Raw genomic sequence first — 22,739 nt, 5'->3', positions numbered from 1 at the left:
TGCGCTTGGCCGCCTCCTACCCTAGCACGGCGGGCTGCCACTCCTGCTCGCCGCAGCGGGTACACTGGTGGGCAGGGGCTTGCTTATCGGACTCCAGGTGGCCACAGCTGGCGCAGGCAAATTGGTCCTCGGCTTTCTGCTGCTCGTCCCGAAAAGCCGTGTCTTCTGTTGGCAGAATGGACAGGCCGGGCCGTGGCGCTGTGAACGTCAGGATAGAAAATGATCCGCTGGCCTCTTGGTAGGCACGTTGCACCATACCTAGGTTGGCAACACTGGCCTGCCGCAGCTTCGAGAGCATTTGTTCCCGCGACAATACACTGTTTTGCAGTCCATTAAGCTCCAAGCAACCATCCTGCACCAGTATGCGCACATCATCTAGCACCACACTCTCAAACTTCTTGCTACGGAGTGCCCACCACGCAATCAGGCGCTGGTAGCCTACAATGATGGCCGCCACCACTACCACCGGCAGCAGGCCGCGGTCGGGGGCCATGAGGGCAACGCCATTGGCCGCCGCCAACGACACCATGGCTACCATCTCGTTGCGGGTCAGTACCGAGCCCATGCGGCTACCCATGAGGCGCATGCAGACCAGCAGCAGCACGTAGATGAACACCACGCGCAGCATGGCTTCGAGGTAGAAGCTAACCGGCACTTCGCCTACCAAGATGCGGAGCCAATCGGTGAGGTGAATGTCTTCTGGTTTCATAACAAATCAGAGCGTATGTACCCCATATGTCCAGTGCTGGTGGCCGCAGTGCGGGCATTGCCAGGGCTTGTGGTCGGCCGGCTCGGGGTGGCCGCACTGCAGGCAGACTTTCACGGCGCTGTCTTCAGGTTCGGCCTGCCGAATGGCCGGATCTTTCTCGGGCAGGAGCGATAATCCGGGGCGGGGCGGCTCCTGCGGGTAGATGCTGAACTTACCATTGGCCTCCATATACACCCGCTTCACCTGCCCAAGCTGCTGCATTTCGGCGGCGCGCAGGTTGGCAAACAGCTGCTGCCGCGAGAGCCGGACGCGGGTCATGGCTTCCAGATCCAGCACGCCATCGGTGACGACGATGTGCAGGTTGCCCTGGGTCAGCTGCTCGACGCGCCGAAACCGGTAGGCCAGCCAGTTGATGCCCCGGTACATACCCACCATGCACGATAGCACCAGTATACCGTGCAGTAGCCCCCGGTTGGGTACCTGCATGGGCACCGATACAATGCCCCCCAGCATAATCATCACCGACAGCTCGGCCACTGAGAGTTGCGCATTCATGCGCTTACCCAACACGCGCATGGCCAGCACCAGCACCAAGTAGATGATGAGCGTGCGCACAACCACTTCCAACAGAAACTCAACTGGGGCCTGCCCCAGCAGAATGCGTTGCCAATCGGTTATCTGTATCTCCTCTTTCTTCATATCCTGTGTGAGGCCCTCCCCTTCCATCACCCGCCGGCAAGCGCGCTACCGCCGCGGCATTAGCGTATTGGCTCAGGTACTAGGACAGTCTCACTACCTATCGTTTAACCACCAACGCTTTACTGCTTGGCGCGTCTAATAGTTATGGTCAAGCGTTGCCCAAAGGGGTGTTTCGCAGAAAATACGTACTAATCAACTCTCTTCTTATCAATATTTTAGACAATTTCTGCTGAGCGTATTAGGTACAAATTCGGAGTATACGAGAGAATGCGCCTTCGGAAATCCGTATTTTCTGTACCGCTGTATCGGGGCAGGTACCGTTATACAGAGCATGCTTCTATCTCGTCCTACCCTCGCTATGAATCCCGAACTCATGTTTGCCGATGTAGTGGTAGTACCACCCCACCTGGCTCTTTGCTTTGCTATTCGCTGCTCGCCCAGTATTCCTACCTACCATGAGCTGGTACTGGAAGATGGCACGGGGGTGGTGGCTAGCTGGGTGTTGTCTCAACCACTACAGCAGGTAGCCAAGCACCCGGTCCTACTCTGGCAATTCGCTATCGAGAATGCTACGCCCTCTTTACGGTGCCTGGAAACCGGCTCGGTTCAAGTGATACCGGCCGCTGGCGCTGGCGCCCAGCTGCGCACCCAACTGGCCCGCGGCATGCTCCGTCTCGCCTTTGCCGGGCAGCGGCTTCGTGGCTACTATCGCCTGCAGTGCTTGCCTACCGGCGGCGGGCGGCTGTGGCAGCTCCCCCCCGTAGGGTACGCAGGCACGCCGGCAAACTGAACCTGCGGGTGGCGAGGGGTAGGCAGCGTCTTACCCACCGACTGAAAGCACTAGTACTCGTTGAAGAAAATACGCATTTCTCCTGTGCCGAATCCGTGTTTTTGACGTTTCCAGCTGGCTTTTCGCACCGTACAACAAGCTGAGTCCGTCCTTACGGCACCCCGTATCGAAGGGCTGGGGACGTGGTTGGCTACCACGCCGCCGTTGTTGTCCCCAAACTATTAGTGTGCACGCTCCTACCCACTACAGCGGGTAGGAGCGTGTTTGCTGCCTCTCTTTTCCTTGCCTTCCCTTCATGCCTACCCATACCCCACCACCAAAGGGCCGCCTACTGGCTATTGGCGGCCACGAACAGCGCCACAAGACCGATGAGCACGCATCGGACCACGATAGATCGGCCGATTTTATTTTGCAGCGCTTTGTGGATGAACTACACGGCTCCCGCATCATCGTGGTCATCCCCACGGCGGCCGAAGACGCTGCCGCGGCAGCGCAGGACTACGTAGAGGTGTTTTCCTCCCTGGGAATTGAGCAAGTGGAAGTGCTCGACATACAGAGCCGCGAGCAGGCCAACAGCCCCGAGGCGCTGGACGTTCTCAACCGGGCCGACGGGGTGCTGTTTACGGGCGGCGACCAGCTGCGCCTCACGGCCTTGCTTGGCGGCACCCAGCTGCTGCACCGCCTCACCGAGCGCTACCTCCACGAGCCCCTGCTTATTGCCGGCACCAGCGCCGGGGCCACGGCCATGAGCACACCCATGATCTACCAAGGCCGCAACGATGCCAGGTTTGTCAAAGACGAAATTCACATCACCACCGGCCTGCAACTGCTGCGCGATGTGGCCATCGACACCCACTTTATTGCCCGTGGCCGCATCGTGCGCATGGCCCAGATTATTGCTACCAACCCCGGCTGCATTGGCCTGGGGCTGGAAGAAGACACGGCGGTATTGATAAGCAAAGGCCGCGAGGTGGAGGTTATCGGCAACGGCATAGTGGTAGTGCTCGATGGGCATCATTGCACCGGCAACACCATCCCCGACATTGCGCCCGGCGAGGTGTTTTCCATCCGCGACCTGCGCCTGCACTTACTTTCCAAGGGCCAGCGCTTCACGCTGCCGGATTTCAACGAGGCAGAATAAGGTCTTCTGTCCTACCCTGCCTATCGCTTTCGACTGATGTCCAGAACCATCATCATTTCCAACCGCCTACCTACCAAAATACAGCGCACGGCCACGGGCCTCACCTTTCAGCCCAGCGAAGGCGGGCTGGCCACGGGCTTGGGCTCCATCTACCGGGCCGAGGGCAACGTGTGGGTAGGCTGGCCCGGCCTCTCCGTAGACGAGCCCGCCGAGCAGGACCACGTACGTGAGCAACTGCGCGCCGACAGCATGGCCCTAGGCGACGACCGTACCGACGAGGACACCTTTGCGGCCCTACCTCCAGAAGCATATACCCTGAAGGTAGGCCCCACGCCCCGCTCGCTGACCCGCTACGCTGTGGCAAACGTGGCTACTGTGCGCCAGCTGCTAGGTAGCCTGCTCCAACCAGAGGCAGTAGACATGCAAACGGCTGTCAAGGTCTAGTGCTGTGCTTTTTGTATTCAGGTAGAACTTCTGCCCTTTCTACACTCGCTCGGCTGTGCCAGCTGAGGAAGGTGCCCCACGGGAGGCATCCCGTTAGACCGACTTTGTGCAGGTGCCATTCGGCTTTCACTTTTCCTTATCGGCTTTGGTCAGCTCCTTCAGGTCCTTCACAGTGCCGGTGCTGTTGAAGCGCATAGTAGCGTCGCGGGCGCTGGCCTCGCCGGCCGCCACAGTGGCGGTGCCCGTGAGTTTATAGTCGGTTTTCTTGGCCTTGAAAAGAGACTTGAACAGCACCTTCGGCATCGACTTGGTGTCGAACCGAACGTGAATGGGCATCAGCTCGGTGCCCTTCTTGCGAAACGTAACATTCCTGGTTTCCTGGCCCTTCACGTCGAGGTCGTCTTCTATCTGGAAACGGTAGTTCACTTGCTTCACTGTGAATGGAATCGACTCATAGTTCGTCACGCGCAGGTGTACTACCGCTTCGCCGTTTTTCAGGCCTAGCTTGGTCACGTCCACATCGGCTACCTCAATTTTGGGCAACTTCGGAATGTATACGCGCTTGCGCACATCTACCGGCAGCTCCTGCGGCCCTACGCCGGGCAAATCGGCGTAGAGCACGGTGTGCATGTGCACCGTTACGCAGTCGCGCTGGGCTTCTTTGGCTTTGCGGGTTAGTTCGGGCAGGTTCAACACCAGCGGCAGCGCTAGACGGTTGGCGGCGTTTTTTTGGACCACAAGCGGTTGGCTTTTGTGGCCCTGCGCCAGTTGCTTCCCATCTACGCGGGTCACGTAGCGCAAACTGTCGATGCGGAGCGTGAGGGGTGCGTGGTTGCGCAGCCGCACCACCATCTGGCCCTCAATTTTTTCGCGGCTAACGTTGCTGATGTTGAGCGTCGGCTGCTCCAGGGTAGGCAGCAAGTCCTTGCCTTTATCGGTAGCGAAGTAGGCAACACCACCACCTACCAACAGCACCCCAATCAGCACAAGGAAGCCGGTGCGCACCGGGTGACGACGGGCGGAAGAAGCAGTAGCCATAGCCAAAGGGAGGGTAAGGAAACGCGGTGGTAGAGCAGCCAACGGATGGCCAGCTGGCAAGAAGCCGCGCTGCTACCTTCTGCCTATTGGCTATACGCCCCGGCTTGCGCAGGCCACTGTCCGGAAAACCCGTAATCTGCCGTGGACAAATAGGGATTTTACACTAAGTGTTTTTCTCGCTGACCCGACCTCTTGGGTTGCCAGCCATGCAGCACAGTACGTCTGTAGCCCCTCCCGCTCGTAGTGCCACTTCCGCTAACCTCAACGGCAGCAAAAAAAGGCACTTCTACGGCTCAGCTCGCCGAAAACTCAGCTTTTAGAGCCCGCGTATGACCAAGGCTCCCGCTGTATATTCAGGCCTGCTACGCCTCCCTTCACCTGGCGCCTGATACGTGCTACGGCGTGCCACTTTCTCTTTTTCTTGCATCGATGCGACTGCCTGGCCAGTGAACTATCACCCGCCAAAGTCGTGCATTCGGTACTGCCTGTCGGGTGCCAAGTTGGTATGCTGACTACGCGCACCCGTTGCGCCTTCTTTTTCTATGAGCCCAGAACACCTACGATTAGCGGAAGACCACGCCGAAACAGCCGCCTGGAAGAAATTCGGGCCCTACCTCACAGAGAGACAATGGGGTACGGTACGCGAAGACTACTCGTCTGATGGCAATGCCTGGAACTACATCACCCACGACATGGCCCGCAGCTACGCCTACCGCTGGGGCGAGGAAGGCATTGGCGGCGTGAGCGACGCGCGGCAGCTGCTGTGCTTGGGCGTGGGACTCTGGAACGGCCAGGATGAGATGCTGAAGGAGCGCCTGTTTGGCCTCACCAACGGCGAGGGCAACCACGGCGAGGATGTGAAGGAGCACTACTACTACCTCGACAGCACCCCTACCCACTCCTACATGCTTGAGCACCACCACCCCCGCCCGCAGTTGCGCAGTACGGGGCCGGGCACCGTGCGCCTAACGCACCCGGAGCTAGGAAAGTATCAGCTCTACTGTGACCAAGGTCCGGCGCTGCTTTTTTGCGACAACGACACCAAGGGTGTCCGCCTCTACAACAGGCCCGCGGAAGGAAAATTCTACAAGGGCGGCATCAACGATTACCTAGTAGAGGGCAACCAGGAGGCCATTAATGCGGCGCAGCGCGGCACCAAAGTAGCTGCGCACTACCACCTGACTGTGGCCGCCGGCCAGGCGCAGACCGTGCGGGTGCGCCTGTGTAAAACACAACACGCTGCCCCGTTCACAGACTTCGCTCAGGTAGTGGCCCAGCGCCGGCAGGAAGCCGATGCGTTCTACGCCACCCTACAGCAGGGCATGGGCGGCAATATGCTCTCGGCCTGCTCCGATACGGAGTTTGTGGCCGAAGCCATGCGCAAGCTGCGCCTGTCCATCCACGTGACGCCGAAGCTCAACCGCGGCCACCTTACCAACGGCGAAATGGCGCTGCCACTACCCTGCTACACGCGGGTGGATATCGACATGCAGAAATCGGGGCAGCAGTTTATGTTCTGCGAAAACTCCATGGGCGTGGTGGGCATGAGGTTACCATTGGCCTCGGGAGGGCTTGTATTTCACCCGAGGTCGATGGTAGCATCATTTAATACGGTGTCATCACTTCTAAAGCTTTTACGTTACCCCCACGGTAGCTTTGCTCGCACGCAGACCCATTTCCATGATTGACTCTGTAAGAAGCCTGTTTACACTATTCTTTTTTCCCTTTGTGTTGCTGCTGTCGGCTTGCTCCGAGTACCCGAAAGATCCGGAAAGAACTTTGCAAAAAGTCGAGAACGGGATACTACAAGTTGGATACTCTGATAATCCACCCTGGGTGATAAAAACTGACCAGGACCCCATCGGCATCGAACCAGAGCTGGTAAAAGGCTTTGCAAAAAGCTTGCATGCCACTGTGCGGTGGCATAACGACACGGAACAGGGCCTCTTTGAGGGCCTAAAAAGAAAACAGTACGCTCTGGTGGTGGCGGGCATCACCGATGATACGCCTTGGAAGCAGGAGAAGATAGGCCTCACGCGGCCCTATCGGGAAGGCCACAAGAAGCATGTAATGGCCATTATGCAGGGAGAAAATGCCTTCCTCGTGCGCCTCGAAAACTACCTGTACCAGCAGAACAAGGCCGCCACTCAGCACCGACAGCCATGAAGACGCTGAAACAGTTTGAATTTCCGCCAGAGTTGGTGCCCGATTTTGAGAAGGCCAAGCGCTTGGAGTGGTTTACCATTGCCTACTTCCTCTCGTCAGCGCTTTTCATTTTTCTGGCGATGGGCAACTCGCAAACTATGAAAACGGCTTGGTACGACGACGTATTGAGCCTGACGCCGCCCATTGCCTTTCAGGTGGCCTCGCGTGTCTTCCTAAAGTCGCCGAACAAGGAGTTTCCCTACGGCTACCACCGGGTTGTGAACATTGCCTACCTCTGTAGCGCACTGGCGTTGTTTGCCTTGGGGGTTTTTCTGGTAATTGACTCCTCTATTTCGTTGGTAAAAACGGAGCATCCCACCATTGGCACAGTCGTCGTGTTTGGGCAGCAGATATGGCTTGGGTACGTCATGCTAGCGGCCTTGCTGTGGAGCACGGTGCCATCGGTAATTCTTGGGCGCAAAAAGTTGCCACTGTCAAAAAAGCTGCACGAAAAAAACCTGTATACCGATGCCGACATGAACAAAGCCGACTGGATGTCGGGTGCGGCGGCGATGCTCGGTGTAGTAGGCATCGGGTGTGGCTGGTGGTGGGCCGATTCGGCCGCGGCCCTGCTTATTGCGGTGGATATCGTGCACGATGGCTTCACCACTCTAAAGCAGGCCGTGTTCGACCTGATGGATCAAATCCCGAAAACGGTGAGCAAAGAACAGCCTGACCCATTGCTGGAGCAAGTTCGCCAGACGCTTGCGGGCCAGAGCTGGATTAAGGACTTTTCGTTTCGGATGCGCGAGAACGGGCATATCTACCTCGGCGAAGGATTTGTGGTGCCCACTCAGGAAGAAAACCTGATCCAACACATTGCCAGCACCGTCCAAACTATCGAAAACCTAGACTGGCGCATTCATGAGTTCATCATTACTCCCGTGCCAGAACTACCCCAAGAAGAAAGTGCCTACTAGAGCTGCTGAGAGCTATCAGGGTAGGGTTTCTGTTCCTACCCTAACAGCCACGTTGCGGCATTTTGGAGCGGCAGGTATAGAAAACAAAAAGCTCCGCTTATTAACGGAGCTTCGGGGATACACAATGGTTGTGCGGGATTAGCGCACAAAAAAGCCCTTGGCGAGCCACGCCTCGACGTTTTGCGACCGAACAAAGCGCGTTTCCACGTGGCCCCAGGCATCTACCTGATACATAACGGTCTTGCCCGCTTCACGGGCGTGGAGTGCCGCCAAATGTTCTGCCGAAGAGAGAGGGGTACTGGGCGATTCAATGGGTTTGCGTACCCGGGCGCGTTTAGTGGAGTCTGACATACCAACACAACAGGGCCGCTACAGAAAGGTTCGGGTGTGGCCGCGAGTACCCGCTGATTTTCACTAAATACCGTGGCCCATAGCACCTCTGTGTTCAGCTCAGCGTGGGTCATATGAACATCGTTTTGCGACGAAGCGCTACAAGGCCCCTTCCATTTTGATTGAGATGCGCTTTCCTCCTTTCAGATAGGAGCCCAGCCCAATCCAATCGTTTAATTTCAGAGCCTCAGCTTTCAACTAAGGGGTAGAGCGTCGATGAGCCTGAAACGCTTTCGCATAGCGCATTACCCCCCGGTTTGGGGCCCTTTTGTTTGCAATCTGTACACTCGCCTCAATAGAAATTCTTGCTTCACATGCTTAAAGAATACGTAACAATACCGTAGCTTTGCACTGTGCTTCAACCAAAAAACCTGTTGATGAAGCGCGGAGCCCTGCTCGCCGGGGAGTCGCGAATGGGCCGGAAGGTCTTCGCCACCGTTGGTTTTCCCGGTTTTGCCTCTGGTATTTTCGTTGTTTTTTTCTGCGTGTTGCGCCGCCGCCGTTTCGGATTCCGAAACGGTTTTTTTATGCCCGCTGCGTTTGTCAGCGGCTGCGCCGTAGCCCACTACCTTCCAAACGATAATCCTACCCCCTACCTCCCATGGATGCCAATACCTTCTGCCCCAACCGTGGCGGCTGCCCCACCGCCCCGGCCCACAGTGGTAGCCCCTTTCTCCGGCGGGAGTAGTGACAGATAAAATTTCATATTGTCCGTTTTAGCTAGACGACCACCCTTTTCCTCTACCCCGGTATGGCACGTAAAGACCTGCTCGACATCGCATCCCTTCACCGTGAGGAAATCGAGTTTCTGCTCGACCAATCCACGTCGTTTAAAAAGCTGTTCACCCGCTCGGTGAAAAAGATTCCCGCCCTCGAGGGCAAGTCCGTGCTCATGCTGTTCTACGAGGCCAGCACCCGCACGCACTCCTCCTTCGAGGTGGCAGCCCGGCGCCTCTCGGCGGAGGTCACGAACTTCGACGTGGCTCACTCCTCCATCACCAAGGGCGAGTCGGTGCGCGAAACCATTGAGACGCTCCAGGCCATGCGCACCGACTACATTGTAGTGCGCCACAGCCACTCCGGCCTGCCCGGCATGATTGCCCGCCAAACCACGGCCTCGGTCATCAACGCCGGCGACGGGGCGCACGAGCACCCTACCCAGGCCCTGCTGGATGCCTTCACCATCAAGGAGAAATTCCCGGATCCCCGGGGCAAAAAAGTGCTCATCATCGGCGACATTCTGCACTCCCGCGTGGCGCGCTCTACCAGCACGCTGCTGCAAAAGTTAGGCGTGGAGGTGGCCTACCTCGGGCCGGGCTCTTTGGTGCCCAAGTACGTACCGGACAGCATCCGCCGCTTCACCGACTACGAGGCGGCCATGGCCTGGGCGCCCGATGTGGTGTACCTGCTGCGCGTGCAGATGGAGCGCCAGGATGTGCAGTTTTTCCCCAGCGTGCGCGAGTACCACCGCGTGTACGGCATCACCACGGCCCGGCTGGCCGAAATCAGCGACCGGGGCCTCTACATCATGCACCCCGGCCCCGTAAACCGCGGCGTGGAGCTCTGCGACGCCGTGATGGACTACGAGCGCAGCCTGATTACCAATCAGGTCGAAAATGGCATTTCCGTCCGCATGGCCGTACTCGACTGGCTCACACCAGGCGGCGAGTTTCCGAAGCAGCAACCGTATGCCGGGCAGCAGCGGGCTAGCTCACCAGCCATTATATCCTGACGTTCTTTTGAGTCGATTAGAACGTCATGCTGAGCCTGTCGAAGCATCTCGCGTGCTGACGTTGAGTTAGTAATCAGAAGTCAGCACGCGAGATGCTTCGACTCCGCTCAGCATGACGTTCAATTTCGAGTTTCTAGATTTGCTACCTCCCTTTCTTTACCTCTTCCAAAAAACCTAGTCGGTTTACTGCAATTCACTACTCCATGCTTCTTCTGCAAAACGTCCGCATTGCCTCTGAAAATTCACCTGTGCTTACCGAAGGCGATGTCCTGATTGTCGAAGGGAAAATTCAGGAAATCGGCATTGGACTGAAGGCTCCCAAGGATGCGCGCATCATCGACGCGCGCGGTCGGGTGCTACTGCCGGGCATGTTTGATGCCCACGTGCATTTTCGCGCCCCTGGGTTTGAGAACAAAGAAACCATCACCACGGGCAGCGAGGCGGCCATCAATGGCGGCGTAACCGGCGTGGTGATGATGCCCAACACCCGCCCGGCGCTCGACTCGGCCACGGCCGTGGATACCGTGCTGGAAAATGCCAAGCACCGCTCCCGCATTCCGGTGTATACCTCCGGCTGCGTGACGAAAAACCGCGAGGGCAAGGAGCTGGCCGAAATTGAGGGCATGCACCGGCTCGGCGTGCGAATGCTGACCGACGACGGCGACAGCACCAATGACCCGGCCGTGCTGCTGCGGGCCATGCAGTACGCCACCGAGTTTGGGATGTTCTTTGCCAGCCACTGCGAGGTGCCGGAATTGGCCGGACCACGTGCCCTGAACGAAGGCGTGATGAGCTACCGGCTCGGCATCAAAGGCTCGCCGGCGTGCGCCGAGGAAATCATCATCGACCGCGACATCCGGCTGGCTAAGGCGGCGGGCGCGCACGTGCACATCCAGCACGTGTCCAGCAAGCTCGGCCTGGAAACCATTCGCTACTGGAAATCGCGCGGCGACGTGAAGGTGACGGCCGAAGTAGCCCCGCACCACCTGCTGTTCACCGACGAGCACATCGGTGACTACGACACCAACTACAAAATGAACCCGCCGCTGCGCACGCAGGCCGATTGCGACGCCCTGCTCGAAGGGCTCAAGGAAGGCGTGTTCGACCTCATTGCCACCGACCACGCCCCGCACACGCCGTTCGAAAAAGCGCAGGATTTCCTCAGCGCCCCCAACGGCATCACCGGCCTCGAAACGGCCCTGGTGTCGCTCTACCACTTCTTTGTGCAGTCCGAGAAATTCGGCTGGGACCTGGTGGTGAAACGCTACTCGGCCGAGCCCCGCCGCCTGATGGGTCTGCCGGTGCCCACCATCGAAGTCGGCCAGCCAGCCAATTGCCTCCTATTCGACACCGAAGCGGAAACGACTTTCACGAAGGATTTCATGAAGTCTAAATCCCAGAACACGCCCTTCATCGACCAAACGTTGAAAGGCAGCGTGGACATGGTGATTTTGGGCGAGGAAATCCTGTTGGAGCGCTGATAAGTAGAACGTCTGACTGAGCTTGTCGAAGCATCTCTATCGCTTTGTTGAATAGTTTTCCCTGCTGAAATACGATGTGCAAAAAATGCTTTTCAAAAGGCATTACTAGATTCGCAACTTGGCAAGACTACGAGTCCTTTAGTCAAGTCTTGCGAAAAAAATGCGCAGCAGGACAAATGATTGTGGTTGCAAACCCAAAATCATCAGCAAATGCTTCTATGGAAGCAGGAGCATACTATCAGTGCAGCAGCTGCAACACAATCTGGGCACTTTCATCCCCTGACAACGCATGGCGCGGTTATTTTTTGCCTCAGAAAATAGCAGTTGCTTATGTGCGACGACTCAGATTCTCAGACCGTGTGAAGGGTATAGCAGGAGTTGCTGCGCTGCTCCTTTTTCTATGGAAAATGATTCAATGAATGATTCCTTAACTAAGCAGTAGAGATGCTTCGACTCCGCTCAGCATGACGACGACTAAATAATTTCATGAGTACAACTTCCTCCTCCAACACCCCTACCCCAACCAACCCCCTCATCGGCGTGGTGATGGGTTCCAGCAGCGACTGGGACACCATGCAGCACGCCGTGCAAATTCTCACGCACTTTGGCGTGGCCCACGAAGCCCGCGTGGTGTCGGCCCACCGCATGCCCGACGATTTGTTTGCCTACGCCGAGCAAGCTGGCGCGCGCGGCTTGCAGGCCATCATTGCCGGCGCGGGTGGGGCCGCCCACCTGCCAGGCATGCTGGCCGCCAAAACGACGGTGCCCGTGCTGGGCGTGCCGGTAGCCAGCCGCCACTTGCAGGGGGTAGATTCGCTGCACAGCATCGTGCAAATGCCGAAAGGAATACCAGTAGCCACGTTTGCCATTGGCACGGCCGGGGCGGCCAATGCCGCGCTGTTTGCCGTCGGTGTGCTGGCCCTGCACGATGCAGACCTGGCAACTAAGCTGCAAGCATTCCGCGCCGACCAAACTGAAGCCGCCCGCGCCATGACCCTACCCGTATGAGCACCACTATCGACGTTGCAGCCGTGTCCCCCATTTATCCGGGTAGTGTAGACGCCGCTGGCCGGATGGCTACCCTCGGCGTGATGGGAGGTGGCCAGCTGGGCCGCATGTTTGTGCACGCCGCCCAGCGCCTGGGGTACTTCACCGCCGTGCTGGAGCCCGACGCGCAAAGCCCGGCCGGGCTGGTGAGTCACCACCACATCCAAACCGCCTACAGCGACCCGGCTGGCCTAGCCCAACTGGCTGAGCTGTGCCAGGCCATCACCACCGAGTTTGAAAACGTGCCGGCCCAAGCCCTGCACACGCTGGCCCAGACCCGACCCGTGGCGCCTAATGCAGCCGTAGTGGGCATCGCCCAAAACCGCATCGAGGAAAAAGCCCACTTCGCGGCCTGCGCCGACGTGTCGGGGGTGACCTGCGCGCCCTATGCGGTGATTGAAACGTCGGCCCAACTGCAAGCCGTGCAGGCCGACCGAACTGATTTGCTACCCGGCATCCTGAAAACTGCCCGCTTGGGCTACGACGGCAAAGGCCAGGTGCGGGTGAAAACCACCGAGGAGCTAGCGGCCGCCTGGGCCGAGCTGGGCAACGTGGCCTGCGTGCTGGAAAAGATGCTGCCGCTCACGGCTGAGTGCTCGGTGCTGGTGGCGCGGGGTTGGGACGGGCAGGTGGTCAGCTTTGCCCCGCAGCGCAACGTGCACGTGGCGGGCATTCTGGCCGTGACGCATGCCTACGAAGGCGCTATGCCACCCGCCCTAGCTGGTAGGGCCCGCGAGGCGGCCGTGGCTATTGCGCAGCATCTGGGCTACGTGGGCGTGTTGTGCGTCGAGTTTTTTGTGGTGGAAGACGGCAGTGAGCACGGCGGCCTGGTGGTCAACGAAATGGCTCCGCGCCCGCACAACAGCGGCCACTACACAATAGACGCCTGTGATGCCTCACAGTTTGACCTGCAAGTGCACGCCATGGCGGGCCTACCTTTGCCGCAGCCGCGCCAGCATTCCCCGGCCATCATGCTCAATCTGCTGGGCGACGTGTGGTTTGATGCCAACGGTCAACCGCAGGAGCCCGACTGGCAGGCCGTGCTGCGCCTACCTGGCACGCACCTGCACCTCTACGGCAAGACGCAGGCCCGCGCCGGCCGTAAAATGGGCCACCTGACCATCACCGGCCCAGACGTTGCCACTGTCAAAACTATGGCACGCCGCGTTGCAGACCTGCTTGGCTTGCCGGGGCTGGACGTTATTTAGTAATCTTTCCATTATTATAAAACCATCTCAGGCTTTCGTGCATCGAGCAGGTCACTCGTTTAATAGCATCCTTTCTTCAGACAATGCACTAAGCGGCAGGCACATCCGCTCTATTTATCCTGGTACTCTTAGCTCGCGCAGCGCAAGGGTGAACCTTCACCCACACGGGTAGGAGAATAAATCAGAACGTGCAGCACGTTGTGCAACGTACCATCACGAATTCCTAATCGGGCACCTTCTTGAGTAATTCTACCTACCACCTGCGGACTACAGTGGCAACGGCTTACCGTCTGTCTTTTAGGTAGTGTATAACAAACCATCTATTTCCCTTGGCTTGGGAGGGTGTTTATGGGCGGGCGCATTCTGGACGGGTAGCACCAGCATTGGCACGGGACTATGCAAGAGCAGCTGCGCCGTTACGCTGCGATGAAACAGCTCGCCCCACACGCTACGCGGCCGGGCCAGGACGACTAGCAAGTCGGCGCGTTGCTCTGCCACGGCTTGCAGAAGCCCCTCTGCGGGGCTGGCGTGGCAGATGTGGCTGGTAGAAACCCGCGGCAAGCCCCGCGTCAGTCCTGTTGCAGCAATTGTTTCGTAGGCTTGCGCCGCTGTGTGCTGGGTTGCCGATTCGGTGACGTGCACCAGGGTGATGGGTGCGTGCAGGGCCGCCAGCACGTGGCGTAGGGCGTCGCCGTGCTCACCCAGCCCAAATGCGGCACCATCGGCAGCCAGCAGCACGTGCTGCGGAGCCGTGGTCTTGGCCGTAGCCGGCGGCACTACCAGCAGGGGAATGCTGCTGGTACGCAATAGCTGCAAGGCGGTAGTAGTGGCCAGCTCATCGGGCACGTTATCCGCAGCCGGGCGACTGAGCACTAATAGCAACGGATGGTAGCGGCGTATGGCGTCGGCTACCACATCCGGAAGCAGGCCTTGGCCTACCTCGGCCACGGCTGGTATAGGAAGTTGGCACACGAGACTATGCAGCGCCCGCATGGTTACCTCATAGCTTTCTTTGGAAAGCTTGCCCGTAAACCGCTCCGGGTCCAGCAGTGAATCGCGGTGCACGTGTAGCACAACCAGTTCCGCGTCCAGCGGTTGGGCTAGGCTTGCCGCCACTTGCAACGACCGGTTGGTTCCCGCAGAAAAGTCAGTTAGTACAAGAAGGGTAGGACGCATGGCAATGGCGCTTACGTGAGTGGTAGCTGCCTTATATTGCTTGGCTTGTCAACGGGTAGTGCCCTTCAGGAGCGAGTGTAGTGGGTGCTCTTTTCAGGCTGTCCTCGTTGCTGACTTGCCCCTACCTCTTGTGTGGAAGCAGGGTAGCACTGTGGGGTAGCGATGTAAAGATCATCCACTGGTCACCCGTCTTCCATGACATGCATCAGCTGCGGGGCTGATAATTGTCATAACAATGCGGTTAAAAGTGTCCTCCCTCACTGCATTCGGGAGGACACTTACTTTACTCTTTCTTTTTCGCTTTCCTACCCCTATCCGTTGTAATAAGCAGGGCCACGGCGGTGAAGGAGAGGCGCAGAATCCATTTGCGGCTGATCATTGGCGGACGAAAAAAGTGTTGCCGTTTTCTACGCGCAAGTCGCAGCGGCCACCGCCGTTGTTTTCGGCGCAGGTAGTGCCTGTTATCTGGCTGTTCTCGAAGTTAAAGAAGCACATGGTGCAGCCCACGCTGGTAATAATATAGCGGGCTGCGTTGGAGGTCATATACAGCGAGTTATCGGAAGATGTTTGCAGCGGAATGGCCATGGCCTGGAACATGCCGTTGCGCAGGCCCAACCCTACCACGTAGTACACGGCCTTGTCCTGGGGCGTGTCCTGCACCTTCCGAATCGTGACGCGGTCTACCACCGTGCCGTCGCCGAACTGCCGGATAAACTCCGTAGCCAGCTGGGCGCGGGGCACCACGTACTCCACGTTGTCGTCTTTGGTGCTGGCCCAGGCCACCAGCTTGGTGTTGCCTTCCGTTCGGCGGCGGCGAGCGGCATCCTCCTCCGGGTTATCCGAAGGAGGCGTGCCAAATTCCGGGAAGCTACGCTTGGAGGTTTCGCAGGCGGGCAGCAGCAGCAAGCTCAGCAACGCAACACCAACTAAGCGGACCGGCAAACGGAGGAAATGGAGCATAAATACGATAGATAATTAGCGGGCCTTATAGTATTTCTGTGCCTCCGGCAACTCCCGCTGAATGTCCGCGATGCGCGTACCATTGGAGGGGTGAGTGGACAGAAACTCAGGTGGCGCGGCTTGGTTTTCGCGGGCATCCATACGCTGCCAGAACGTAATGGCGCCTTGCGGATTGTAGCCGGCCATGGCCATAAAGATAAGGCCCAAATGGTCGGCTTCCGACTCCTGGTTGCGGCCGTAACGCAGAATACCTAAGCTGGTAGACAAACCAAACGCCTGCGCCGCCAGCTGCTGGGCCGCCGGCGACCGGCCGGTGAGGGCTGCACTCACCAGGCTACCGCCCACTTGTTGGGCCTCCTGCTGACTCATGCGTTCAGAGCCGTGCCGGGCTACGGCGTGGGCAATTTCGTGGCCCATCACCACGGCCAGGCCGTTTTCGTCCTGCGTGATGGGTAGGATACCGGTGTATACCACCACCTTACCGCCGGGCATACACCAGGCGTTCTGCTGCCTGTCGTCCTGAATCAGATTGAACTCCCACTGGTAGCCGGCCAGTTGCTCCGACTGGTTTTGCTGACGAAAATACGTTTCTACGGCCTGCTGAATGCGCTGACCAACGCGCTTCACCATAGCAGCCTGCGCGCCGCTGTTGATTACTTTGCTGGTGTCCAGTACCTGCTTATATTGCTGCTGGGCTAGGCTGATTACTTCGCTTTCGGGCACCAGGCTAAGCTGGCGGCGGCCCGTGATAGGAACTGTAGCGCAGGCGCTCAGCACACAGAGGCTGGCAACTGTTATAACCTTTTTAAGCATCGTATGAGTGGTTTGGGGAGAGAGAAAGGGAATCGAGTAGACTACCACGCTGCCCGACCACTTAACATTGGGACGACCAGCACGTAGTAGCCTGTGGTGTGCTATACGACAGGCATTGGGTAAAATGTTCTCTTTCCGGGGTAGGGCCGCCGCTTTGGGTTGCGCCCCGCCAACAGAAGGCCTACTTTTGATGCTTACGCATGTTATGCGGTACGTGCGCTGAGTTTCTACGGCTCAGCTTGCCATACGGTCCGCCGCCAATAACGTCCTACCTACCAGACTCTCCTGATTCGCATGAAAATACTGTGCATCGGCCGTAACTACGCCGACCATATTGCTGAGCTGCAAAACGAAACGCCTACCGAGCCCGTCATCTTCGCCAAGCCCGACACGGCGCTGCTCCAGCGCGGCATGCCCTTCTTCTACCCCGATTTTTCGCAGGATGTGCACCACGAGCTGGAGCTGGTGTTGCGCATCAGCAAAAACGGCAAAAACATTGAGGAGAAATTTGCCCATACGTACTACGATGCCGTTGGCCTGGGCATCGATTTCACGGCCCGCGACCTGCAAAGCAAGCTGAAAGCCAAGGGTCTACCCTGGGAGTTGGCCAAGGGCTTCGACGGCTCGGCGCCGCTGGGTACGGTGTTTAAACCCGTAGGCGACTTCGCCGACCTCAAGAACATCAATTTCCGGCTGGAAGTGAACGGCGAAGTGCGGCAGCAGGGCAACTCCAGCCTGATGCTGCATCCCTTCGACGCCATCATCAGCTACATCTCGCGCTTCATCACCCTGAAAATCGGCGACCTGATTTTCACCGGCACGCCCAGCGGCGTCGGCCCCGTACAAATCGGCGACCGGCTGGTGGGCTTCATCGAGCAGGAACGCGTGCTGGACGTAGCGGTTAAATAATTTTTTGTGCAGTTGGGAGTTTATAGCTAGAAGCTAAGACTAGGTTTAGATCTAGCTCCCCTCCTTTTTTAAGGAGGGGTGGCCGCAGGCCGGGGTGGTAAAGTCGTCAGAACGATACTAGAAAGCTAGAGGCTAGAAAAGCTAAAACTAGCCGTCGTTCAACGACGTTTACCACCCCGCCCTGCGGGCACCCCTCCTTAAAAAAAGGAGGGGAATCCGTTCTGACTTCCTCAACTTCTAACTTCTAAACTCCCTACCCCATCTCTCCGATTTCCTTTCCAGAATGCCCTATTCTTTTTCCGGCTGGCGGCTGGGCGCTACGGTGGCTACCCTGCTGCTGACTACGCTGGGCCTGCGGCCGGCCCCGTTTGCCGGCGAGGTGCCCGCGCCCGGCGCCCCTACCCCGGCTGCCCCCGATTCTTCCTCGGTGGTGGTACCCAACCGGCCATTTACGCCCGTAGAGGTGCCCAAAGGCTACTTCCTATTTCCCATCAAGCCCGGCAAGCCTAACTTCTTGGCGGCCAGCATGGGCGAAATCCGGCCCAACCACTTCCACGGCGGCCTCGACATCAAGACCGATGGGCGGGTGGATTTGCCGGTGTATGCCTCCGCCGACGGCTACGTTTCGCGCCTGAAGCAGAGCAGCTTCGGCTACGGCAACGTGCTCTACATCACCCACCCCAACGGCCTGACGACGGTGTATGGCCACCTCAACCGCTTCCTCGGCCCCGTGGCCGATACGCTGCTGCGGCGCCAGTACCAGAAGCAGACCTACGAGCTGGAGCTGTTTTTTGATAAGGACCAGTTTCCAGTGAAGCGTGGGCAGGTGGTGGCGCTGTCGGGCAATACGGGGGGCTCGGGCGGGCCGCACGTGCACTGGGAGGTGCGCACCGCCAAAGACGAGCAGCTGAATCCCTTGCAGTGGGGCGGCTTCCCCGAGATTCAGGACCACGTGGCCCCTACCCTACTCTCGTTTGCCGTGGAGCCGCTCACCATTGATGCCCGGGTGCAGGGCCTGTTTGAGAAGCGCGTGTTTCTGCCCAAAACGCCTACACCCAACGCCCCCTATACCCACCCCGATACCATTCAGGCGTACGGCACGGTAGGGTTGCTGCTGCAAGCCGTGGATCGGTTTGATGGGGTGTGGAACAAGTACGGCCTGCAACACGTGGCCGTGACCGTGAACGGGCAGCCCCTGTACGAGCACCGCATCGACGGCGTGCCCTTCACGGAATCGCGCCAGATTTCCGACCACATCGACTACGACTGGCAGAAGATGACCGGCCGCACGCTGGAAAAGCTGTTTGTGGATGATGGCAACACCATTCCGCTCTACACCACCGGGCCCGGCAAGGGCACGCTGCGGGTGGAGGACGGGCAGCTTTACACTGTGGAAATCAACATGCGCGACTCCTACGGCAATACCACGCCGGTGTCGTTTGTGCTGCGCGGGCAGCAGCCGGCCTACTTCAAAACCCGCTCGGCGGCTGTAAAACAGCCCAGCCTTCGCTATGACATCACGCGCAATATCTTAAAGGTATTGGTAGCCGACCCCGACACCGCTACCCAGGTAGGCAACCTCACGCTCACGCGCGGTGCCCGGCGCTTGCAGCTGCGCCCCAGCTACGTGCAGCAAAGCCAAAACGTGTACCTCTACGACCTGCGCGCCGGCCTCCCCGACTCGCTGCTGTTCGGGAAAGTGCGCCGCGCCTTCAACCGGCAGGCCCTGGTGCCCAGCGGCCGCGACTGGACCTTCGCCGACACCCACCTGAACCTAGCCTTTGCCCCCCGCACGCTGTTCGACACGCTGTATCTGCAAACCAGCTACCAGCCCCTGAACGGCGGCACCTACACCGTGCAGAACATCCGCACGCCCCTGCTGCAAGCCCTGCGCCTGACCCTGAAGCCAGAGCAGGAAGTGACCGACAAGGCCCGCTCGGCGGTGTATATGATCAACTCGAAGGGCGGTAAAATTTATCAGGGAGGCCAGTGGGCCGGCAACCAGATTACCACGCCCATCAAAACGTTCGGCGTGTTTCGGGTGCTCACGGACACCATTGCGCCCTCGGCGCGGGTGCTTCGCAACACGCCCGCCGGCCTCACCTTTGTAGTCGGCGACAACCTCTCGGGCCTGAGTAGCTACCGCCTGCTCGTGAACGGGCAGTGGCGCCTGCTGCGCTACGAGTACAAAAACGCTACCCTGTTTACGGTGAAGGAAGACACCCTGGGCCCGCCCCTGCACGGCACTGCCGAGCTGCACCTGGTAGATCAGGCTGGTAATAAAAAAGTAATTCCGGTAAAGCTGAAATAGGCCCTGCGGCCGACTTTTCGCGGCATCGTCCGTAGAAAGAGCTTCGTTTGACCTCAACCAATCTCCGCTATGTCTGCACGCCGCCCCATTATTGTAGGAGCCGTGGCCACCACCGTGGCTGCCGTGGCTGCTCTGTACGCCAAATCGCGCCGCCATGAGCCGCTGCCTACCGTCCCCTACGTTGATTTGCCGCGCTACGCGGGCAAGTGGTACGAAATTGCCCGCCTACCCGCTTCCTTCGAGAAGGACTGCACCAGCGTGACGGCCCAGTACACCATTCGCCCCGATGGCGACGTGACCGTGGTGAACACCTGCCACAAGCACACCCCCACCGGCAAAGTAAAAAAGGCCGAGGGCCTCGCCACCGTAGCCGACCCCACCACCAATGCCAAGCTGAAAGTGCAGTTTTTCTGGCCTTTCAAAGGCGATTACTGGATTCTGGCCCTCGACTCTGATTACCGCTACGCGCTGGTAGGCGAGCCCAGCCGCGAAAACTTATGGATCCTAAGCCGCACCCCGCAACTGCCCGTGGTGGTGCAAAATGATTTGGTGCAGCGCGGGAAAGAACTGGGCTTTCCGGTTGAAAAGCTGATTTTCACGCAGCAGGCTCCGCCTGCGTTTTAGGGTAGGCAGTTATTGCTTGACGATAGAAAGCATCTGTCATCCTGAGTTTGCGAAGGATCTTCTCACGGTAGAACGACCATCGTAGCACCGACTCGTTCTACGGGCATAAGGTCCTTCGCAAGCTCAGGATGACAGACGTCTTTTTACTCACCATTTCACAATTTCACAATTTCACCACTATGGCCCTACAAGCCGGCGATACCGCCCCTGCCTTCACCGCCACCGACCAGGATGGCAACACCGTTAGCCTCTCCGATTTTCGAGGCAAGAAAGTGGCGCTCTACTTCTACCCCAAAGACGACACGCCCGGCTGCACGGCCCAGGCCTGCAACCTGCGCGACCACCAGGAAGAGCTAACCGCCAAAAACGTGCAAGTGCTCGGTGTGAGTACCGATAGCGAAGCCTCGCACAAGAAATTCGCCCTGAAGTACGACCTACCCTTCCCCCTGCTCGCCGATACCGACAAGCAACTGGTAGAGGCCTATGGCGTGTGGCAGGAAAAGAAAAACTATGGCCGCGCCTACATGGGCATCGTGCGCACTACCTTCCTCATCGACGAAGAAGGTCTGATTGAGAAGGTTATCAAGAAAGTAGACACGAAAAACCACACCGAGCAGTTAGCTTAGGGCACGATACCCGATGCTATTTGGCAAGTAGGGTAGCGCTTGATCATTACAGTGCTTACTGCTCATGCGAACTGCCCTACTTCTGCTTTTGCTATTCGTCCCCGCAAGCTGGCTATTTGCCTGCACTATCGTTTCGGGTACAGATAGAAAGGGCCAGACGTGGGCCATGAATAACGAAGACTTTTTTCATACGTCTTCTAACTATGTGAATGTCTTTCCCGCCAAGGACAAGCACACGCTGGGCTACCTCACCCTCACCTACGGCTCTCCCCAAAGCAGCGTGCAAGGGGGCGTAAACGAGGCAGGCCTTTTTTTTGACGTTAATGCGTTGCCGCCACCGCAGCAGTACAAACTACGCGTTGGTAAAAAGCCATTTCCGCATGGCAACATGCTGGAATATATGCTTCAGCATTGCAAATCGGTGCCGGAATTTCTGGCCTTGTGGGACACGTACTATTTGCCCGACTTGGGGGACCAAATCCATATCGCCGATAAATATGGTAATCTAGCTGTTATTGCTCCTGACACCATCCTTCAGGCGACCAAGCAGCTCACTTCCACCAATTTCAACGTGTGTGCTACTGGTCCGCAGAAGCAGAGCTGCTGGCGTTACCCCATTGCGCAGAAACTGCTGGCGGAAAATGGTGTCAGTCATGCAAGCCTTCTCAGGATTGCGGCCGCTACGTCTCAGCGTGAGTTTACAACCTCCGTTTACACCAATATTTACAACCTATCTACCGGGGAAATCTGGTTTTATCTGGCCGAGGAATACCAAACGCCTTGGCACACGAGCGTGGCCGACTTGCTAAAGCAAGGCAACCAACATATTCTGTTGGCAAGCAAATTTCCGCAAAATGCTAGTCAGCGCCTTGCTGCTGTTTTGAAGACGAACGCTACATCGCAAGCAGTCAGTCGCTTTTTGCAAGAAGGTCAATTCAAGGCGGGCCAAAGAGAATCGCTGTTGCGCATGGCATTTTTAAACGATTTCTATATCGATAAAGCATTCGCTGCCGCAAACGTCCTTTTTCCGCTGTGGGAACAGTATATGTATACCAACAAGCGCCTGGACAGCACCGAAGTCCAGTTTACGAAAGCAGAGGTACTAGCCATTGAGGGTAAGAATAAAGAAGCAATGCAGGTGTTGGAATCGCTCAGAAAACCTAGTTGGAAACCCACTGCGTTGCTGACGAATCTTCGGGGTACAGAAGAAGCTAACACCGTGATTGAGTTGCCCGGTTACGTAGGGGCAAAATCTGTTGCCGTAGAGATTAAAGGCGAGTATAATTTTCTGCATTTCATGCAAAAAACGCCCACTGGCTGGCGTTTAAGGCTGAAAACAAACCGAGAAGAACTTCAATATTGCTTCTACGTTGCGAGTAAACGGGTCTTAAATCCAACGCTACCGGTGCTACAGAATCAGGAAACAGCGAAGGGAGACTTCGCTTCCTTCAACATCTTAAGACCGTGAGTTGAGCCTACTGGGAAAACCTGCTATCCTATATAGCAGCCTATCTTA

20 protein-coding genes and 1 pseudogene are annotated in these 22,739 nt (G+C 57.8%); 15 read left to right on the top strand and 6 right to left on the bottom strand.

Annotated elements, in window-relative coordinates; all coding sequences use genetic code 11:
- Positions 1–16: 16 nt before the first annotated feature.
- Both H8B15_RS03070 and H8B15_RS03065 read right to left on the bottom strand, forming a co-directional pair.
- Positions 17–709: a DUF421 domain-containing protein gene (locus H8B15_RS03070; protein ID WP_187318194.1), complete on the bottom strand. Its 693-nt coding sequence runs from the start codon at positions 707–709 to the stop codon at positions 17–19.
- Between the two features lie 6 nt (positions 710–715).
- The gene (locus H8B15_RS03065) at positions 716–1,408 is read right to left on the bottom strand and encodes a YetF domain-containing protein (protein ID WP_187318193.1); all 693 of its coding nucleotides are present in this window, start codon (positions 1,406–1,408) and stop codon (positions 716–718) included.
- 358 nt (positions 1,409–1,766) lie between these two features.
- Between H8B15_RS03065 and H8B15_RS03060 the strand changes: the two genes are divergently transcribed.
- The 3 genes from H8B15_RS03060 (at position 1,767) to H8B15_RS03050 (ending at position 3,783) form a co-directional block, all read left to right on the top strand.
- Complete coding sequence (locus H8B15_RS03060; RefSeq protein WP_187318192.1) at positions 1,767–2,198, top strand: hypothetical protein; 432 nt, start codon at positions 1,767–1,769, stop codon at positions 2,196–2,198.
- Between the two features lie 295 nt (positions 2,199–2,493).
- Positions 2,494–3,339, top strand: a complete 846-nt coding sequence (locus H8B15_RS03055) for a cyanophycinase (RefSeq protein WP_187318191.1) — start codon at positions 2,494–2,496, stop codon at positions 3,337–3,339.
- 36 nt (positions 3,340–3,375) lie between these two features.
- Complete coding sequence (locus tag H8B15_RS03050) at positions 3,376–3,783, top strand: hypothetical protein (RefSeq protein ID WP_187318190.1); 408 nt, start codon at positions 3,376–3,378, stop codon at positions 3,781–3,783.
- A gap of 126 nt (positions 3,784–3,909) precedes the next feature.
- Here H8B15_RS03050 and H8B15_RS03045 read toward each other — a convergent pair whose 3' ends face one another.
- Positions 3,910–4,821, bottom strand: coding sequence for an LEA type 2 family protein (locus H8B15_RS03045; protein WP_187318189.1), 912 nt, complete (start codon positions 4,819–4,821; stop codon positions 3,910–3,912).
- Positions 4,822–5,363: 542 nt separating this feature from the next.
- Between H8B15_RS03045 and H8B15_RS03040 the strand changes: the two are divergent.
- From H8B15_RS03040 to H8B15_RS03010, 7 genes and pseudogenes are all read left to right on the top strand, one after another.
- Positions 5,364–6,155: pseudogene (locus H8B15_RS03040) on the top strand (hypothetical protein); the annotation flags it as partial.
- Positions 6,156–6,501: 346 nt separating this feature from the next.
- Positions 6,502–6,987: a transporter substrate-binding domain-containing protein gene (locus tag H8B15_RS03035; protein ID WP_187318187.1), complete on the top strand. Its 486-nt coding sequence runs from the start codon at positions 6,502–6,504 to the stop codon at positions 6,985–6,987.
- Positions 6,984–7,946, top strand: a complete 963-nt coding sequence (locus H8B15_RS03030; protein ID WP_187318186.1) for a cation diffusion facilitator family transporter — start codon at positions 6,984–6,986, stop codon at positions 7,944–7,946. Before H8B15_RS03035 ends, H8B15_RS03030 begins: the two co-directional genes overlap by 4 nt.
- Before the next feature lie 1,141 nt (positions 7,947–9,087).
- A complete protein-coding gene (locus H8B15_RS03025) occupies positions 9,088–10,068 on the top strand; it encodes an aspartate carbamoyltransferase catalytic subunit (protein ID WP_187318185.1) in 981 nt (326 codons plus the stop codon).
- A 203-nt stretch (positions 10,069–10,271) separates the two neighbouring features.
- Entirely contained in the window at positions 10,272–11,549 is a 1,278-nt protein-coding gene (locus H8B15_RS03020) for a dihydroorotase (protein ID WP_187318184.1), read from the top strand.
- A gap of 486 nt (positions 11,550–12,035) precedes the next feature.
- Positions 12,036–12,557 carry a 5-(carboxyamino)imidazole ribonucleotide mutase gene (gene purE, locus H8B15_RS03015; protein WP_216859059.1) on the top strand — a complete coding sequence of 174 codons (522 nt, stop codon included), beginning with the start codon at positions 12,036–12,038 and terminating at the stop codon, positions 12,555–12,557.
- Entirely contained in the window at positions 12,554–13,804 is a 1,251-nt protein-coding gene (locus H8B15_RS03010) for a 5-(carboxyamino)imidazole ribonucleotide synthase (RefSeq protein WP_187318183.1), read from the top strand. Before purE ends, H8B15_RS03010 begins: the two co-directional genes overlap by 4 nt.
- A gap of 297 nt (positions 13,805–14,101) precedes the next feature.
- Here H8B15_RS03010 and H8B15_RS03005 read toward each other — a convergent pair whose 3' ends face one another.
- From H8B15_RS03005 to H8B15_RS02995, 3 genes are all read right to left on the bottom strand, one after another.
- Positions 14,102–14,980 (bottom strand): universal stress protein, encoded by an 879-nt coding sequence (locus tag H8B15_RS03005; RefSeq protein WP_187318182.1) that lies wholly within the window; start codon positions 14,978–14,980, stop codon positions 14,102–14,104.
- A 375-nt stretch (positions 14,981–15,355) separates the two neighbouring features.
- Complete coding sequence (locus tag H8B15_RS03000) at positions 15,356–15,940, bottom strand: hypothetical protein (protein WP_187318181.1); 585 nt, start codon at positions 15,938–15,940, stop codon at positions 15,356–15,358.
- A 15-nt stretch (positions 15,941–15,955) separates the two neighbouring features.
- On the bottom strand, positions 15,956–16,753 hold the full coding sequence (locus H8B15_RS02995) for a M48 family metallopeptidase (protein WP_187318180.1): 798 nt from the start codon (positions 16,751–16,753) through the stop codon (positions 15,956–15,958).
- A 294-nt stretch (positions 16,754–17,047) separates the two neighbouring features.
- On the opposite strand from H8B15_RS02995, the gene H8B15_RS02990 reads away from it, so the two are divergent.
- The 5 genes from H8B15_RS02990 to H8B15_RS02970 all read left to right on the top strand — a co-directional run bounded on the left by H8B15_RS02990 (position 17,048) and on the right by H8B15_RS02970 (position 22,691).
- On the top strand, positions 17,048–17,662 hold the full coding sequence (locus H8B15_RS02990; protein ID WP_187318179.1) for a fumarylacetoacetate hydrolase family protein: 615 nt from the start codon (positions 17,048–17,050) through the stop codon (positions 17,660–17,662).
- Between the two features lie 283 nt (positions 17,663–17,945).
- A complete protein-coding gene (locus H8B15_RS02985) occupies positions 17,946–19,973 on the top strand; it encodes a M23 family metallopeptidase (RefSeq protein WP_187318178.1) in 2,028 nt (675 codons plus the stop codon).
- A gap of 69 nt (positions 19,974–20,042) precedes the next feature.
- On the top strand, positions 20,043–20,597 hold the full coding sequence (locus tag H8B15_RS02980) for a lipocalin family protein (RefSeq protein WP_187318177.1): 555 nt from the start codon (positions 20,043–20,045) through the stop codon (positions 20,595–20,597).
- A gap of 179 nt (positions 20,598–20,776) precedes the next feature.
- Positions 20,777–21,223 (top strand): thioredoxin-dependent thiol peroxidase, encoded by a 447-nt coding sequence (gene bcp, locus H8B15_RS02975; RefSeq protein ID WP_187318176.1) that lies wholly within the window; start codon positions 20,777–20,779, stop codon positions 21,221–21,223.
- Positions 21,224–21,389: 166 nt separating this feature from the next.
- Positions 21,390–22,691, top strand: a complete 1,302-nt coding sequence (locus H8B15_RS02970) for a C45 family peptidase (protein WP_187318175.1) — start codon at positions 21,390–21,392, stop codon at positions 22,689–22,691.
- Positions 22,692–22,739: the final 48 nt, after the last annotated feature.

It is taken from the genome of Hymenobacter citatus, from assembly GCF_014333615.1.
Classification (GTDB): Bacteria; Bacteroidota; Bacteroidia; order Cytophagales; family Hymenobacteraceae; genus Hymenobacter; species Hymenobacter citatus.
The sequence above is the reverse complement of the archived record's forward strand: the minus strand, read 5'-3'. Positions and strand labels throughout refer to the sequence as shown.